13 protein-coding genes and 1 riboswitch are annotated in these 18,514 nt (G+C 29.2%); all 13 genes read left to right on the top strand.

Annotated features, from left to right (window positions below; all coding sequences use genetic code 11):
* The first annotated feature begins 89 nt into the window (after positions 1-89).
* Positions 90-2,747 (top strand): cation-translocating P-type ATPase, encoded by a 2,658-nt coding sequence (locus KGF36_RS08335; protein ID WP_227829943.1) that lies wholly within the window; start codon positions 90-92, stop codon positions 2,745-2,747.
* A 53-nt stretch (positions 2,748-2,800) separates the two neighbouring features.
* A riboswitch (SAM riboswitch) is annotated at positions 2,801-2,903 on the top strand.
* Positions 2,904-3,012: 109 nt separating this feature from the next.
* The gene (locus tag KGF36_RS08330) at positions 3,013-4,278 is read left to right on the top strand and encodes an O-acetylhomoserine aminocarboxypropyltransferase/cysteine synthase family protein (RefSeq protein ID WP_227829942.1); all 1,266 of its coding nucleotides are present in this window, start codon (positions 3,013-3,015) and stop codon (positions 4,276-4,278) included.
* A 29-nt stretch (positions 4,279-4,307) separates the two neighbouring features.
* Complete coding sequence (locus KGF36_RS08325; RefSeq protein WP_227829941.1) at positions 4,308-5,198, top strand: homoserine O-succinyltransferase; 891 nt, start codon at positions 4,308-4,310, stop codon at positions 5,196-5,198.
* A 153-nt stretch (positions 5,199-5,351) separates the two neighbouring features.
* A complete protein-coding gene (locus KGF36_RS08320) occupies positions 5,352-5,984 on the top strand; it encodes a TetR/AcrR family transcriptional regulator (protein WP_227829940.1) in 633 nt (210 codons plus the stop codon).
* Positions 5,985-6,280: 296 nt separating this feature from the next.
* Positions 6,281-6,724 carry a MarR family winged helix-turn-helix transcriptional regulator gene (locus KGF36_RS08315; RefSeq protein WP_227829939.1) on the top strand — a complete coding sequence of 148 codons (444 nt, stop codon included), beginning with the start codon at positions 6,281-6,283 and terminating at the stop codon, positions 6,722-6,724.
* A 30-nt stretch (positions 6,725-6,754) separates the two neighbouring features.
* Complete coding sequence (ftsH, locus tag KGF36_RS08310; RefSeq protein ID WP_227829938.1) at positions 6,755-8,572, top strand: ATP-dependent zinc metalloprotease FtsH; 1,818 nt, start codon at positions 6,755-6,757, stop codon at positions 8,570-8,572.
* A gap of 297 nt (positions 8,573-8,869) precedes the next feature.
* The gene (locus tag KGF36_RS08305; protein ID WP_227829937.1) at positions 8,870-11,572 is read left to right on the top strand and encodes a sensor histidine kinase; all 2,703 of its coding nucleotides are present in this window, start codon (positions 8,870-8,872) and stop codon (positions 11,570-11,572) included.
* A gap of 34 nt (positions 11,573-11,606) precedes the next feature.
* The gene (locus KGF36_RS08300) at positions 11,607-12,305 is read left to right on the top strand and encodes a response regulator (RefSeq protein ID WP_227829936.1); all 699 of its coding nucleotides are present in this window, start codon (positions 11,607-11,609) and stop codon (positions 12,303-12,305) included.
* Between the two features lie 313 nt (positions 12,306-12,618).
* Positions 12,619-13,575 (top strand): CorA family divalent cation transporter, encoded by a 957-nt coding sequence (locus KGF36_RS08295; RefSeq protein WP_227829935.1) that lies wholly within the window; start codon positions 12,619-12,621, stop codon positions 13,573-13,575.
* Positions 13,576-14,043: 468 nt separating this feature from the next.
* Complete coding sequence (aroF, locus tag KGF36_RS08290) at positions 14,044-15,057, top strand: 3-deoxy-7-phosphoheptulonate synthase (protein ID WP_227829934.1); 1,014 nt, start codon at positions 14,044-14,046, stop codon at positions 15,055-15,057.
* A 21-nt stretch (positions 15,058-15,078) separates the two neighbouring features.
* Positions 15,079-16,143 (top strand): 3-dehydroquinate synthase, encoded by a 1,065-nt coding sequence (gene aroB / locus KGF36_RS08285; protein WP_227829933.1) that lies wholly within the window; start codon positions 15,079-15,081, stop codon positions 16,141-16,143.
* Positions 16,143-17,456, top strand: coding sequence for a 3-phosphoshikimate 1-carboxyvinyltransferase (gene aroA, locus KGF36_RS08280; RefSeq protein ID WP_227829932.1), 1,314 nt, complete (start codon positions 16,143-16,145; stop codon positions 17,454-17,456). Before aroB ends, aroA begins: the two co-directional genes overlap by 1 nt.
* Positions 17,434-18,513, top strand: a complete 1,080-nt coding sequence (aroC, locus tag KGF36_RS08275; protein ID WP_227829931.1) for a chorismate synthase — start codon at positions 17,434-17,436, stop codon at positions 18,511-18,513. Before aroA ends, aroC begins: the two co-directional genes overlap by 23 nt.
* Position 18,514: the final 1 nt, after the last annotated feature.

The following is an 18,514-nucleotide window of genomic DNA, read 5'->3' as shown; positions in this document are numbered from 1 at the left end:
GTAAAATATAATTGTTGAGTATTGAATTGAATTGGATTTTAAAATATAATTATTCTTAAATCAAAAAAAGAAAGGAGTGATCTTCCAAAATGGAAAATCACAAACAGATGCCTTGGCATTCGATGGCAACACATGAAGTATTAGAGAGTTTAGACTCATCAGAGGAGGGGCTCACCGATACCGAGGCGGAAAACAGGATTAAAGAGCATGGTTTAAATGAACTGAGAAAAAGACCACCTAGAACAGTTTTACAAATGCTTTGGACCCAAGTTACAGATGCTATGGTATTGATACTAATAGGTGCATCAGTATTATCTTTAGCATTTGGAGAATTTACAGAAGCTTTTGTAATTCTAATAATTGTAACAGTAAATGCAGTTATTGGTATTGTTCAAGAAAAAAAAGCAGAATCATCATTAGAAGCACTAAAAAATATGAATTCACCTACAGCACGTGTTATGCGTGATGGTGAAGAAAATGTTATCCAAGCAAGTAATCTTGTAATAGGAGATATTGTTTTTTTAGAAGATGGAGCAATGATTCCAGCAGACATTCGTTTAATAGATACATCTAGTTTAAAAATTCAAGAAGCTTCTTTAACAGGAGAGTCTGTACCATCAGAAAAAGATTCAGATGACCTTTTACCTGAAGAAAGTGTATTAGGAGACCGTAGTAATATGGCTTATACGTCTTCAATTGTCACATATGGTAGAGGTGTAGGCGTTGTAGTTGCAACTGGTATGGACACAGAAGTAGGTAATATAGCACATTTTTTAGATTCACAAAATGATTTTGATACTCCTATAAAACGTAAACTTAATACTGTTGGAAAGACATTAAGTGTTATAGGTATTATTGTATGCGTTATTATATTTGCAATAGGTGCATTTTACCAGAGACCTCTCTTACCAATGTTTATGATTGCAATTTCCCTTGCTATATCAATCATTCCAGAGGGATTACCTGCAACAGCAACCATTGTAATGGCTCTAGGTGTGCAACGTATGGCTAAAAGAAATGCTTTGATTAGAAAGTTGCCAGCAGTTGAAACATTAGGAGGAGCTACAGTAATATGTTGTGATAAAACTGGTACATTAACCTTAAATAAAATGACTGTTACACATATTGCTGTAAATGGCGATTTTGAATCTGGAAAAGTAACATCAATAGATACTGCGTCTGAGAAACATCCACTAGTATACAAAGAGATTGTTTATGCTGGTGCACTTTGTAATGATGCATGTATAAATCCAGATAAAACAGATGAAATATTAGGTGATCCAACAGAAGGTTCATTGATTTTTATGGCTAATAAATTTGGAATAGATCAAGAAGCTCTTGAAGAGAAATATCCACGTGTATTTGAGCAACCTTTTGATTCCGACAGAAAATGTATGACAACTGTTCATGATATAGATGGAAAAATCACAGTATATACTAAAGGTGCAGTGGATGAACTTCTCCATTTATGTACCAAAATATTAACATCAAAAGGTGAAAGAAACATTACAGAGTTGGATAAAAAAAATATACACGAATTATGTCTCGCTATGTCTAAAGATGCATTACGTGTACTTGGTTTTGCTAAGCGTGAAATTTTATCGATACCAAAGGAAGATAGTGAAAACATAGAATATGATTTGACATTTATTGGTATGGTTGGTATGATTGACCCACCAAGAACTGAGGTAATTGATGCAGTAAAAACTTGTAAAGAAGCAGGCATAAGAACCATAATGATAACAGGTGACCATAAAGTCACTGCCACAACAATAGCTCATGAATTGGGAATTTGGAATGAAGGAAATACTGTTATATCTGGTGATGAACTTGATAATTTAAGTGATGAGGAACTGGATAAAGCTGTTAAAAATACTACAGTATTTGCTCGTGTATCACCATTTGATAAACTCAGAATTATACAGTCTCTAAAAAGAATAGGAGAAGTACCAGCGATGACTGGAGATGGGGTAAATGACTCCCCTGCATTAAAGTCTGCTGATATTGGTATAGCTATGGGTATAAGTGGTACAGATGTGGCAAAAGATTCTTCAGATATGATTTTAATGGATGATAGTTTTACCACAATTGCTTATGCAATAAAAGAGGGTAGGCGTGTATATAGAAATATACAAAAGGTTATACAATTCTTGCTTGTTGGAAATATAGCAGAGATACTTACACTATTTGTTGCAATATTGTTAAACTGGGATACTCCACTTCTTGCTGTGCATATTCTATGGGTAAACCTTGCAACAGCAACTCTTCCAGCGCTTGCTCTTGGAGTTGACCCACCAAGTATAAACATAATGAAGCATCAACCTGTTAAATCAGAAAGTTTGTTTGAAAAAAATCTTGTACAAAGAGTTATTACTCAGGGGATATTTGTAGCAATAATGACCATTTTAGCATATAAAATTGGTCTTAATATAGGAAACCATACTGTAGGTCAAACAATGGCATTCTGTGTATTAGCATTTTCACAAATGTTGCGTGCATTTAGCCAACGTTCAAATACAGACTCTATGTTTACTAAAAATAGTGGTAAAAACCCATTTCTTTTAATCTCATTTTTAACTTCTGCTTTGCTTATGGCAGTTATATTATTTGTCCCTAATTTTAGAGATGCATTTAATTTAACTGTTTTAAATAGCTCACAGTGGCTTGTAACAGTGATTTTAGCTATAATGTCTGTAGTGCAAGTAGAGGTTGGAAAATTTATTAAAAGAAAATTATATAAAAAATAGTTGACAAAATTAGGAAAAAAATATAAGATATAAAACATAGAAAAATTAAATAAATCTTATCCAGAGAGGTGGAGGGACTGGCCCTATGAAACCCGGCAACCAGTATATTTATATACATTGGTGCTAAATCCTGCGGCGAAAGCTGAGAGATGAGTATAATTAAGCTTATACAGAGCCTGAGTTATATACTCAGGCTTTATTTATTTTAAATCTCATCTGACAAATAGTTTAATTTTCTTAATTAAAATCTAAGGGGGATACAAAAATGTATAACAAAGAAACAATATGCGTGCAAGGAAATTATAAGCCAGGAAATGGAGAACCAAGAGTTTTACCTTTATATCAAAGTACAACTTTTAAATATAGTAGTATAGACCAACTTGCTGACTTATTTGATTTAAAAGCTGATGGTCATATGTATTCCAGAATAAGTAATCCTACTGTTCAAGCTTTTGAAGAAAAGATAAGTTTGTTAGAGGGAGGAGTATCATCTGTTGCCGTATCATCAGGTCAATCTGCAAATATGTTGGCAGTTTTAAATATATGTAAATCTGGAGATAGTATACTTTGTTCTTCAAAAGTATATGGAGGAACATTTAATTTATTAGGACCTAGTCTTAAAAAATTTGGAATAGATTTAATATCATTTGATTTAGATGCAAGCGAGGATGAAATAGTAGAACTTGCAAATGAAAATACTAAAGTTGTATTTGCAGAGACACTTGCAAATCCAACTCTTGAAGTTATAGATTTTGAAAAAATAGCAAATGTAGCTAAAAGAATTAATGTTCCATTTATAGTTGATAACTCGTTAGCATCACCAGTACTTTGTAATCCACTAAAATATGGAGCAAATATAGTCACTCATTCTACTACAAAATATTTAGATGGCCATGCTTCAAGTGTTGGTGGAATTATAGTAGATGGTGGAAATTTTAACTGGGACAATGGAAAATTTCCAGAATTAGTTGAGCCAGACCCAACATATCATGGAATAAGTTATACTGAGAAGTTTGGCAATGCTGCATATGCTACTAAAACAAGAGTTCAATTACTTAGAGACTATGGAAATTGTTTGAGTCCATTTAACGCATATCTTACTAATTTAAATATTGAAACACTACATCTTAGAATGGAGAGACATAGTGAAAATGCACTTAAGATAGCTAAGTTTTTAGAAAAACATAAAAATGTAGATTGGATTAACTATCCAGGACTTGAAAATAATAAGTATTATGAAAATGCCAAGAAATATCTATCAAAAGGATGCAGTGGAGTTTTATCATTTGGAGTAAAAGGGGGACTTGAAAATGCTAAAAAATTTGTGGAAAAACTACAAATAGCAGCATTAGTCACTCATGTATCAGATGTAAGAACTTGTGTTATACATCCAGCTTCAACTACTCATAGACAATTAACAGAAGAACAATTAATTGCATCTGGAGTATTACCTTCACTAATAAGATTATCTGTTGGAATAGAAAATGTAGAGGATTTAATAGCTGATTTAGATCAAGCTTTAAATTTCTAATAGTATAAGAGAAAGAGAAGTGAAAAGATATGGCTTTAATACTACCAAAGGGGCTACCTGTTATTAATAAATTATTAGATGAAGGAATAGATGTGATTTGTAAAGAAGACTTTAATAAACATTTAGAATACAAAGAAAATATAGATACTAAAATAGCTATATTAAATCTAATGCCCATAAAAATAGATACAGAGTTAGATTTACTTAGAAGAATAGATAAGACAGGTTTTAATGTATCTGTAGAATTTATTAAAATCTCAACAAGAGAGAGTAAAAGAAGTTGTAATGAATATGTTAAGAATTTTTATAAAACATTTGATGAAGCAAAAAAAGAATCTTTTGATGGTTTTATAATAACAGGAGCTCCAGTTGAACAAATGGAGTTTGAAGAAGTTGATTATTGGGATGAACTAAAAGATATTATGGATTATTCTAAAAGTAAGGCTAAATCTACATTATATATATGTTGGGCAGCTCAAGCAGGTCTTTACAAATACTACAATGTAAAAAAACTTCCATTAAGTCAAAAATGTTTTGGAGTATTTAAGCATGAAGTAGATAAAAATAGTAAGATAGTAGATGGATTTGAAAAAGAGTTTTTTGCTCCACATTCAAGACACACTACTGTAAATATTGAAACTTTAAAAAATAATGATGAATTAAGCATTGTAAGTCATTCTAAAGAAGCTGGTCCTTATATAATTACAAATTCAAGAGATGTATTTGTAATGGGTCACAGTGAATATGATAAATATACTTTAGATAGAGAATATAAAAGAGATGTAGATAGAGGTGATAAAATCTCAATACCTCAAAATTACTATATAAATGACGATCCTTCAAAAGAACCAACTGTTAAATGGAAAAAACATTCAGAACTTTTGTTTAGAAATTGGATAAAAAACTATTTAATAATATAAAATACAACCAAAAAAATATGAGAATCTATAAGGTATAAAAGTAATTATAATACTTCTTTATACCTTATTTTTATTTTATAAAATTGACATTATAAAAGTAGTTTTATATAATAAGACTAAACCGACTGATGGTCTATTGAAAGGAGAAACTATATGAGAATTATAAAAGACCCTGAAGAACGTAAAAGTGAAATCCTCAACACAGCTGAAGTGCTTTTTTGTACTAAAGGATACACAAAAACTACTATAAATGATATTTTAAATGAGATTGGAATTGCAAAAGGAACATTTTATTACTACTTTAAATCTAAAGAAGAGGTAATGGATGCAATTATAACTAGAATTATAGATAATGATATAAATATGTTAAAAGAAATTGCTTCAAATCCAGACATTCCAGTTGTTGAAAAGTTTTTTCAAATATTAATATCTCAAAGACCTAAAGTTGGAGGAAGTAAAGAAAAAGTGATTAATCAATTTCACCAACCCAACAATGCTGAGATGCATCAAAAGACAATAGTTAAAACTATTTTAAATTTTACACCTATTTTAACAGAGGTAGTAGAACAAGGTATAAGAGAAGGAATATTCAATACAAAATATCCAAAAGAGACAATAGAGTTTTTACTTGTTTCTTCTGAATGTATATTTGATAAAGGTATGTTTGATTGGGATAATGATGAAATACTACAAAAAGCAAAGGCATTTGTTTGTATTATGGAAACGACTTTGGGTGCACATAAAGGAAGTTTTGATTTTGTATATAATATGTTAACAGAAGATTAAATTTATTGTAATAGTAAATAACTTTAGATTTTAATTTTTAAATAAGATTAAAATGAGAGGAATCGGTGTAAAATAAATACATCGATTTTTTATTAAAAATATCTTATACAAAAATTTCAATAATAAGATAAACTATTTATGACTGAAGTTACAATATTGTTATTGACAATAAATACTTAATACTATAATATTTAATACATTAAATATTTATAGTGTTAAGTATTATTTATAAAATATTTTTGAATTTAAAGTTAAAAATATTAGTAAAATAAAGTATTTTTACAGGGAGAATTTATATGGATGAGATAAGTTTTAAAAAAGCACTGCTAGAATTAACTAGAGATATAAATATTAAATTTACAACTTCATTAAGTCAGTTTTATCAACCGCTTGGGATTACAGCAGTACAAGCTTTGATTTTATCAGAACTATGTGAACATGGAGAGAAAAAAATAAGTGATTTAGGTAAAAATTTGAATATGACAAATAGCAATGTATCAGTAATATGCCAAAGACTAGAAAAAAATGGATTTTTAAATCGTATAAGAGATAAAGAAGACCAACGAATTGTAAAAGTTAAAGTAACAGAAAAATCGTTAGATATACAAGAAAATATTTCAAGTAGTATTTTTGATGACTATTTTGAAAATATGACTAGTGAAAAATTGCAAGATATGGAAGATATAATAGAGGGCTTAAAAAAATTAAATAAGCTTTTAACTCATATTGATTGCAAATAACATAAAATTAATTTAAAGGAGAACAAAATTATGGATGAACACAAACCACAAAAGAGGTCAATACTCTATTACTATACAATAATAATAATAGTAGTAATGTTTTTAAATGCTTTAATATTTCCAAGTCTAATGGATAAAAAAATGGTTGAGATTGATTATGGAAAATTTCTTACAATGTTAGATACAGGAAAGGTTAAATCTGTTGAGATAGAAAGTAATAAAATTGCAATAAGCCCATCTAGTAGTAAGGATAAAAATATATACATAACTGGTAGAATGGATGATCCAGAACTAGTTGATAGATTAAAAGATGCAAAAGTAGAATTTACTAAGATTATTCCTAAAGAAAATTCACCTCTTTTAAGTATTTTACTTACATGGATAGTACCTATAGGTATTCTTATGCTATTTGGTAATTTAATGATGAAATCAATGCAAAAACGAATGGGTGGTAATAGTATGCAATTTGGAAAGAGCAATGCCAAAATGTATGTATCTGCCCAAAGTGGAAAAAGATTTAATGATGTAGCTGGTCAAGATGAGGCAAAAGAAGCTCTAAGTGAGATAGTAGATTTCTTACACAATCCAGAAAAATATAAAAAAATAGGAGCACAAATGCCAAAAGGTGCACTTTTAGTAGGACCTCCAGGAACAGGAAAAACATTACTTGCAAAAGCTGTAGCAGGCGAAGCAGATGTACCATTTTTCTCAATATCTGGTTCTGAATTTGTTGAGATGTTTGTAGGTATGGGAGCATCTAGAATACGTGATTTATTTAAACAAGCTAAAGAGAAAGCTCCATGTATAGTGTTTATAGATGAAATTGATACTATAGGTAAAAAGCGTGATAATGGAAGTGGACTAGGTGGAAATGATGAACGTGAACAAACTTTAAATCAGTTATTAAGTGAGATGGATGGATTTGATGGTGGAATAGGTGTAGTAATACTAGCTGCAACGAATAGACCTGATAGTCTTGATAAAGCATTACTTCGTCCAGGACGATTTGATAGACGTATACCAGTTGAACTTCCAGACCTTGGAGGACGTGAAGCTATATTAAAGGTACATGCTAAAAATGTAAATGTAGACTCAAATATAGATTATAATGCAATCGCTAGGTCTACATCAGGTGCATCTGGAGCAGAACTTGCAAATATTGTAAACGAAGCAGCACTTTTAGCAGTTAAATCTGGCAGAGATGTAGTAGAGCAACAAGATTTTGAGGAATCTGTTGAGACCGTAATTGCAGGATATCAACGTAAAGGAGCTGTGATTTCTGATAAAGAAAAGAAAATCATAGCTTATCATGAAATAGGTCACGCACTTGTTGCTGCAATGCAGAAACATTCTGCACCTGTCCATAAAATTACAATAATACCTAGGACTTCAGGTGCATTGGGTTATACTATGCAAGTTGCAGAAGATGAAAGTGTACTTATGTCTAAAGAAGAAGCAATTGATAAAATAACTACTTTTACAGGTGGTCGTGCTGCTGAAGAAGTTATTTTTAATACTTGTACATCAGGTGCATCAAATGATATAGAGCAAGCTACTAAGATTGCAAGAGCTATGGTTACTCGTCTTGGTATGAGTGAGGAATTTGATATGGTTGCTCTTGAAACAGTAAGTAATCAGTACCTAGGAGGAGACTCTTCTCTTGCTTGTTCTTCAGATACTGCAGCTAAAATTGATGAAGAAGTATTTAGAATAGTAAAGACTTGTCATAAAAATGCAATTGAGATTTTAGAGAATAATATAGATAAGCTACATGAACTTGCTGAATATTTATTGGAAAAAGAGACAATTACAGGTGATGAATTCATGGAAATACTGAATTTAAAGTAAATATGTTGAAATAAAGATTGTAGTAATAGTTTTATTTAAATATGTATTTGCATATTTAAAACTGTTAATGCATTTTCAATAAAATATAAATCAAAAATATATAAATCAAAACAAGAGAATTGACAAAAAGGAATGTATAAAAAATAAAAATGCCTATTATTTAGGCATTTTTATTTTACAATTAAAGTACATACTTGTATCTTTACATAATCTTAATCATTAAAAATACATCTTAACTACATTTTTATACTAGAATTGATATTATAATAGTAATGAAATGTACAAGGAGGTTGTTTGATGGACAGACCAAATCCTGATATTCTATTAAAAAAAATAAAGAATGAAGAGAAAAAACTAAATAGAGGTCAGTTAAAAATATTTTTTGGGTATGCAGCAGGTGTAGGTAAAACTTATTCTATGTTGGAGTCTGCACAAAATTTAAAAAAAGTAGGGATTGATGTAGTAGTTGGATATATTGAACCACATACTAGACCAGAAACATTAGCATTACTTGATGGATTAGAGACTCTTCCTGTAAAAGAAATAGAATATAAGTCTATAAAATTAAAAGAGTTTGATTTAGATGCGGCATTAGCAAGAAAGCCAGAAGTTATATTAGTTGATGAGTTTGCTCATTCCAATGTCACTGGGTTAAGGCATACCAAAAGATGGCAGGATATAGAGGAATTATTACTAGCAGGTATAAATGTATATACTACTGTAAATGTACAACATCTAGAAAGTTTAAATGATATCGTGGAGATAATTACAAATGTATCAGTCAAAGAAACTATACCAGATAAATTTTTAGATACAAGTACACAATTAGAGCTTATAGATGTTGAACCTGATGTACTTCTTGAAAGATTTAATGAAGGTAAAATATATAAAAAGGAACAGGCAATTAGAGCGAAAGATAATTTTTTTATAAAAGACAATTTAGTTGCACTTAGAGAAATTGCACTTAGAAAAACAGCTGAAAGAGTAAATAAAGAAGTTCAAATGACTAGATTATCAAAGGGTGATGTAACAGTAATACCTACATCAGATACACTTCTTGCATGTATAAGCCCATCTCCATCTTCAGCAAAGGTTATTAGAACCGCGTCTAGGATAGCAGATAGTACATTTGCTAAGTGGATAGCTTTATATGTTGAAACTCCAAATACAGCAAAATTGCCTTTTGAGGAACAAAAACAATTACAAAACAATTTAAAACTAGCTAAGAAGTTAGGTGGTGAGATAATTGTTTTACATGGTGAAAATGTAATAGAACAGATACTTAGAATTGCCAAGATAAGAAACGTAACAAAAATTGTAATAGGTAGAAATCATTCAAATACTAAAAAATTGAGTAAAAAACTGAAAAAAGATATAGTTGACAAATTGATAGATGAAGTTGATTATATAGATATACATATAATCCCTTACAAATTTGCTTCAGAAGTTAAATATAGACCTAAAAAGGATAACTCATCAATAAAATCAAAATTTAAAATCAGTAAAATTGATTTTATAAAACTTATAATTATTACTTTAGTGATAAGCATTTTGGCATATATAGTACAAAGTATGGGATTTATAAGAGAAAATATATTACTAATATATATGTTAGGTGTAGTTTTGGTTTCTATGTGGACTAAAGGATATAGTACAGGGATAATAAGCTCTGTATTTAATATAGTACTGTTAAATTATTTTTTTACAGCACCTTTATATACATTGTCAATAGCTGATTCAAATTATATAGTAACATTAGTTGTATTCTCAATAGTTGGTATAATAACTAGTACTCTTACATCTAAGATACAACATGAGGCAGATACAGCTGCTAAAAGAGAAGAAAATACAAAAATGATATATCAAATAATTAAGGGATTTTTAAGATTGTCAAATAAAGATGATATAGTAAATAAGGGTATAGAACTTTTATGTCTTAGTCTAAGTAGAGATATAGTTTGCTATTTAAATATGGATAAGGATAAGAAATCAAAGTTCTATAAAAAAAATACTGCTAATAAGGATAAAAACGATTTAAATATAGAAGATGAAAAAGCTGTTGCAAGTTGGGTCTTGTCTAATTCAACAGTAGCAGGTAGTGATACAGATACACTTCCTGGTTCAAAAGGATATTATATACCAATTATAGGTATGAATTCAACTTTGGGGGTTATTGGTATATCGTGTGTTGATTCAAAATTAGATACAGAAGATATAAGTTTAATTGAAACAATAACTGCTCAAATGGCAATAGCTCTTGATAGAGAAATTCTATCAGAAGCAAAAGAAAATACTAATCTTGAGATAGAAAGAGAGAGGCTTAGAAGTAATCTTTTAAGAGCAGTTTCACATGACCTCAGAACACCATTAGCAGGAATATCTGGAGCAGTTAGTACAATTATAAAAAATAAAGATACTATAGGTCAGGATATAATAGACGAGCTACTTAGTGGTGTATATGAAGATACTCAGTGGTTAATAAGACTTGTTGAAAATTTACTTAGCATGACTAAGATAGATGAAGGAAAGTTAGAAGTCAAAAAACGTTCTGAACTTGTTGAGGAAATTATATCAGAGGCATTACAAAATATTAAAAAAAGAATTGAAAATGCAATTATAGATATTAATATACCAGAGCAAATATTATTTGTTCCTATGGATGCCAAATTAATAGAACAGGTTTTAATTAATCTAATAGATAATGCTTTAAAATATTCAAAAGAGGATTGTAAAATAAATATAATTGTATATGAAAAAGAAGATTATGTTTGGTTTGAAGTGTCTGATAATGGTCCTGGAATATCCAAAGAACTGAAGGAGCATATATTTGATAGATTCTTTACTGGAGAAGAAGGTACTAAGGATTCTAGAAAAGGTGTTGGACTTGGATTATCAATTTGTAAATCTATAATTCAAGCTCATAAAGGTGAAATTTTAGTAGTAAATAATAAAGATAAAGGTTCAACTTTTAAATTTAGTTTGCCCAAAGAAAATGAATAGTATGAAATTTTGAAATCTAGTTTTGGAGGAAGAAATGAGTAAAAAACTTATATTATTAGTAGAGGATGATAAAACAATAAGAAAATTTATATCTACTGCACTTGCAACACAAGATTATGATGTTAAAGAGGCTATAACTGGTAAAGAAGGAATATCAATTGCTGTCTCATATTCTCCAGATGTCGTTCTCTTGGATTTAGGGCTAGAAGATATGGATGGAATAGAGGTAATAAAAGCTATTAGGCAGTTTTCAAATATACCAATAATTGTAGTTTCAGCTAGAGAACAAGACAGAGAAAAGGTAGAAGTGTTTGATGCAGGTGCAGATGATTACTTAACAAAACCATTTTCTATAGTAGAGTTATTAGCTAGGGTAAGGGTTGCGTTTAGACACTCACAAGTAGAATTACAGCAAAAAGAAGAGATTAGGTCTACGTTTGAAGTAGATGAGTTATTTATTGATTTTGATAAAAGAAAAGTCATTGTTGACAATAACGAAGTACATTTGACACCAATTGAATATAATATTCTTTCATTACTTGCAAAGCATCATGGAAAAGTACTTACTCATAATTTTATAATAAAAGAAATATGGGGTAGTATTATAGGAAATGAAACTAAGTCCTTAAGAGTTTTTATGGCAACATTAAGACGAAAAATAGAGAAGCAACCCGCTGACCCTAGGTATATAATTACAGAAGTTGGTGTTGGATATAGACTAAATGATGAATAGACAAAATGGATACTACAATTGTATAATTTAGATTAAGTTAAAATGAAGTGTGTATGCTATTATTAATTTAAGTATATGCATTTCATTTTTTAGTACTTTTTTAGCATTGATAATATTAAACACATTTTAAAATAAAAGTATGGTATAATTTGTAAGAAAAGTCTAAGTTAAAAGATAAAAGATTTAATATTTATTTTCTAATAAATTTAATATAAATAAATATTAAATAATAATTACTGAAATAGTGAAAAATAATTACAGTAATAAATATATGTAATTTTTAAAATGTAAACTGAAGTTTAGGAGTAGATTTATGTATATATTGAATTTGAATACAAGAGAGATTGTGGAAGATTTTAGAGTGAAATTTTATATACCAGAAAATTCATATCTTATATTAAGTGCTCCAAAAAATTTAAAATTACTCAAGGAAACTTTGGATATAGATGAAATAACATTTAATGATTGTCTTAAATTTGATGAAATAACAAAGCTTGATTTATTTGATAATTATGATTTTTTGAGCCTAAATACCTTTGAATTGAGAAATGGAGAAGCTGTTATAGAAGAAGTAAATATGTATTTATCAGATAATTTTATATTAGTTGTTGTAAATGAAGAGCATTTTTTATTTGAATTTGTAAAGAATCTTATTTTAAAAAATTCTCAACTTGAAAAAAATCCTGTCATCAACCTTTTTAAGATAAATTATTTAATTTTTAGAGAAGTTATAAAAAATGGCTTCGAATCTTTAGAAAAAGTTGAAGAGTTAATTCTTGAAATAGAAGATGAGATGATGGACAATATTCATAAAAATCATGTTTCTAGAATAAGTGATGTAAGAGGATTGACTAGAACTATAGTTAAAAACACCAGACCACTTTTATATATTGGAGATAGAATAATTAAAGAAAATATACGATATTTAAAATACTCCAATGTAAAAAAATATAATCTTGAAAATTTTCAAGGGATAGATTTTGGTATTGATAAATTATATAATTTTGCATTATCAACACGTGAGCTGGCAGATAAACTCCTAGATATTTATTCTTCTAGAGTAGGTGAAAAAACGAATCACTTGATTACAAAATTGACTTTACTTACGGCTATCTCTGCACCACTTACAATTATAACGGGAATATATGGAATGAACTTTAGGTATATGCCAGAACTAAATTGGCTTTATGGATATCCAGCAACATTACTTTTGATGTTAGGCATAGTTTTTGTTGGAATTATAATATTTAAAATAAAAAAATTATTGTAAAAATAAGATGCTTTTTAAACGATTTTAGAAAAAGGTATTAAAAGAAAAAGTGAATTAAGAAAATAAAGAAATATTTTAAATTGAAAATATTTATAGAAAATATTGACAATTATATTTTCTTTGCTATAATTATTAAACAAGAAGAGTAATAAATTATAAAAATGGAGGATAATACTATGAAAGGGATTTTAAAAGAACTAGTGGCAAAACTTTATAGCTTTTTTTATTTTATGTTCTGGGGCTTTTATTTTAGCGCTGGCTATTTCTTTTACAAAAATACATGTAATTCCTTTCTGGTGAGGCCTTGATTTTAATAACCTTGGGCATAGGTAAATTTTATAAAAATGATTATTTTATACGGTCATGTAAGATTTGATGCTTAATAGATTATTTTAGAGAACTCATTAATGAGTTCTCTTTTTTATTTTAAACTCAAATATAGAATTACAATATTAGGGGGTAGTAAAGATGATAGTAGTATTAAAAGTAGGAGCAGATAAGAGAGAAGTTAAGAAATTAATAGAAGCTATTTGTAGAGAGGGTGTAGAAGTGAATCCTATAGATGGAAAAGAATTAACTGTTTTAGGGTTAGTTGGAGATACTAGTAAGATAGATGCTAAAAGAATAGAAGCAAATAAGGTAGTTGAAAAAGTTATGCATGTAGTAGAACCTTTTAAAAAAGCAAATAGAAAATTTCATCCAGAACCTTCAATTATAAATGTCGATGGTATGGAAATTGGGTCAAAAAAACTTACTATGATAGCTGGTCCTTGTTCTGTTGAAACAGAAGAACAAATAGTTTCTATAGCTGAAGATGTAAAAAAATCAGGAGCAGGATTTTTAAGAGGAGGAGCATTCAAGCCAAGAACATCTCCATACGCTTTCCAAGGATTAAGATATGATGGATTAGATTTATTAAAAAAAGCAAAAGAAAAAACAGGTCTTCCTATAGTTACAGAAATAATGTCAACACAAGATATAGATATATTTGAAGAAAATGTAGATGTAATTCAAGTTGGAGCAAGAAACATGCAAAACTTTGATTTATTAAAAGAATTAGGAAAAACAAATAAAACAATACTTTTAAAAAGAGGATTATCTGCTACAATTGAAGAGTGGCTAATGTCAGCTGAATATATAATGGCTGGAGGAAATGAAAATGTAGTTCTTTGTGAAAGAGGTATAAGAACTTTTGAAACATACACTAGAAATACTTTGGATTTAAGTGCAATCTTAGCTGTAAAAAAACTTAGCCATTTACCAGTCATAGTTGACCCAAGTCATGCAGCAGGAAAATCATGGATGGTTGACTCTCTATCTAAAGCAGCAATTGCGGTTGGAGCAGATGGTTTAATAATAGAAGTTCATAATGACCCAGCTCATGCACTTTGTGATGGTAAACAATCAATTAAACCAGATGAGTATGATGGATTAATAAATGAACTAAAAACTATCGCATCAGCAGTTGGAAGAGAAATATAATCTATAGAAGGATGGTTAAACGTGGAAGAAAAATTATTAGTTAATCTAAAAGAGAATAGTTACAATATATTTATAAAAAAAAGTATATTAAAAAATATAGGTAAAGAAATTAAAAAAATATATTCTGGGAATAAGATTTTTATTGTTACAGATGAAAATATAGCAAAATTATATTTAGATGAAGTTAAAAATAATTTGATTGAATCTGGATTTGAAACTAGAGCTATAATATTAGAAGCTGGTGAAGAGACAAAGTCATTTAACACTCTACCTAAAATATATGATAGTTTACTTGACTTTAAGTTAACTAGAAAAGATTTGATTATTACACTAGGAGGAGGGGTAATTGGAGATTTAGGAGGATTTACAGCAGCAACTTTTTTAAGAGGTGTAAATTTTATTCAAATTCCAACATCTTTATTAGCTCAAGTGGACAGTTCTGTAGGTGGAAAAGTTGGAGTTGACCTTGAAAGAGGAAAAAACTTAGTGGGAAGTTTTTATCAGCCTAAAGCAGTATTTATTGACCCAGATGTATTATCATCTCTTCCAGAAAAATTTTATAGAGATGGAATGGCAGAGGTTATAAAGTATGGATGTATAAAAGATAAAACTTTTTTTAATAAGCTTGTAAACTTAAAAAACAGGGAAGAAGTGATGCACCATATAGAATACATTATACACAAATGTTGCCTTCTCAAAAAAACTGTAGTTGAAGCTGATGAGAAAGATTTAGGAGATAGGATGCTTTTAAATTTTGGGCACACACTAGGTCATGCTATTGAGAAACACTATAACTTTACAGGTTATACTCATGGAGAAGCTGTTGGTGTAGGTATGTATAAGATAACATTAGAGAGTGAAAAAAGAGGGATTACAAAACAAGGTACATCAGAACTTATAAAATCAATTTTAATAAATTATGATTTACCTTATGAAGTTGAATTAGGAGATAATAAATCTATAATAGATACTATATCTCTCGATAAAAAAAATCTAGGTGATACACTAAAAATAATACTTTTAAAGGATATTGGAGAAAGTATTATATATGATACTACTTCTAAATTTTTTCAGGAGGTAAAATGATGGGAAGCTTAAAAATATATCCAAGCAAATTATCAGGCAATGTAAAAATTCCTCCATCAAAAAGTATGGCACATAGAGCAGTTATTTGTGCAGCTTTAAGTGATGGAAAAAGTAGAATTTCTAATATAGATTTTTCTGATGATATTATAGCTACTATAAGAGCAATGATATCATTAGGAGCAACTATAGAAAAAAAAGAAGATATTTTAGAAATCACAGGAATCTATTCTAAAGAAGCAATCTTAAATAAAGAGAATCAATTGAATCAACCTAAACTGACTATAGATTGTAATGAGTCAGGTTCTACTTTAAGATTTCTGGTACCTATATCTTTAGCTTTTGATGGAGTAAAAAGATTTATAGGAAGAGGTAATCTTGGAAAAAGACCACTTGATACTTATTATGAGATATTTGACAGACAGGGGATAGAATATAGCTACAAAGAAAATAAACTGGATTTAATTGTATCAGGAAAACTTAAACCAGATGAATTTAGAGTAAAAGGAAATATAAGTTCTCAATTTATAACAGGATTATTATTTATATTGCCTACATTAGATAGTGATTCAAAGATAATAATTACCACTGAACTAGAATCTAAAGGGTATTTAGATTTAACTATTTCAACTATGAAAGATTTTGGAGTAGAAATTGTAAATAATAATTATAAAGAATTTATCATAAAAGGAAATCAAACTTATAAAGCTAGAGATTATAAAGTTGAAGGAGATTATTCTCAAGGTGCATTTTATTTATCAGCAGATGCTATTGGAGAAGATATTAACATACTTGACCTTAAAGAAAATTCTCTTCAAGGAGATAGTGAAGTTATCGAGATTTTATCAAGAATGGGTATGGAAATTTTAAGAGAAGACAACAAAATCAAAGGAATAGCAAACTGTTTAAATAGTACTTTGATAGATGCATCTCAATGTCCAGATATAATACCAGTTTTATCTGTGGTAGCAGCTTTAAGTATAGGGAAGACGACCATAATAAATGCTGGAAGACTTAGAATTAAGGAATGTGATAGACTTCATGCAATAAATATTGAGTTGAGTAAGCTAGGGGCGAATATAGAAGAAAAAGAGGATAGTTTGATAATTGAAGGAGTAAGCAAATTAAATGGAGGTGTAGAAGTATGGAGTCACAAAGACCACAGGATTGCAATGACACTTGCAATTGCTTCTTGTAGATGTGATAAGCCAATCATATTGAAAGATTTTGAGTGTGTATCAAAGTCTTATCCACATTTTTTTAAAGATTTTGAGATGTTAGGAGGAAGAATTGATGAGTGGAATATGGGGAAATAATTTGAAAATATCCATCTTTGGAGAATCTCATGGAAATGCTATAGGTATAAATATAGATGGACTTCCTGCAGGTATCGAGTTAGACCTTGATAAGATTGACAAAGAAATGAAAAGAAGAGCACCAGGAAAAAATTCTATATCAACTTCAAGAAATGAAAGTGATATACCAGAAATTTTAAGTGGATATTTTGATGGAAAAACTACAGGAACTCCATTATGTGCGATTATAAGAAATAGTGATACTCGTTCAAAAGATTATGGAAAAGTTAAAAACTTGATGAGACCAGGTCATGCAGATTATACAGGTCATATAAAATATTCTGGGTTTAATGACTATAGAGGAGGAGGACATTTTTCAGGAAGAATAACTGCTCCATTAGTATTTTGTGGTGCTATATGTAAACAAATTTTATCACAAGAAGGTATAGAGATAGGAGCTCATATTAAAAAAATCAAGAATATAGAGGATAAGGGTTTTAATTATGTAGACATTTCAAAACAAGAATTATTAAATTTACAAAATTTAGAATTACCTTTACTTGATTTATCAAAGGAAGAAGCCATAAAAAATACTATTCTAGATGCAAAAAATCAGGGAGATTCAGTTGGAGGTATAATTGAATGTGCAGTGATAGGTGTCAATGTAGGTGTTGGAAATCCGTTTTTTGATTCTGTTGAATCTACTCTATCACATTTACTATTTTCTGTTCCATCCATAAAAGGTGTAGAATTTGGATTGGGATTTGATATTACAGATATGTATGGTTCTCAAAGCAATGATGAAATGTACTACGTTGGAGATACAGTAAAAAGTAAAACTAATAATAATGGAGGGGTTATTGGAGGGATTACAAATGGAATGCCAATAATTTTTAAAGTAGCAATTAAGCCAACTCCATCAATTAGTAAACAACAAAACACTGTTAATATAGAAGATAAAAAAGATGATGTTTTAGCTATTAAAGGTAGACATGACCCTTGTATAGTTCAAAGAGCTATACCTGTAATAGAAGCAGTAACAGCTATTGGAATTTTTGATTTGATGAAAGGACGATAAT

The organism is Clostridioides sp. ZZV14-6009 (assembly GCF_020658095.1).
Lineage (GTDB): Bacteria > Bacillota > Clostridia > Peptostreptococcales > Peptostreptococcaceae > Clostridioides.
This window is presented reverse-complemented; position numbering and strand designations above follow the sequence as displayed.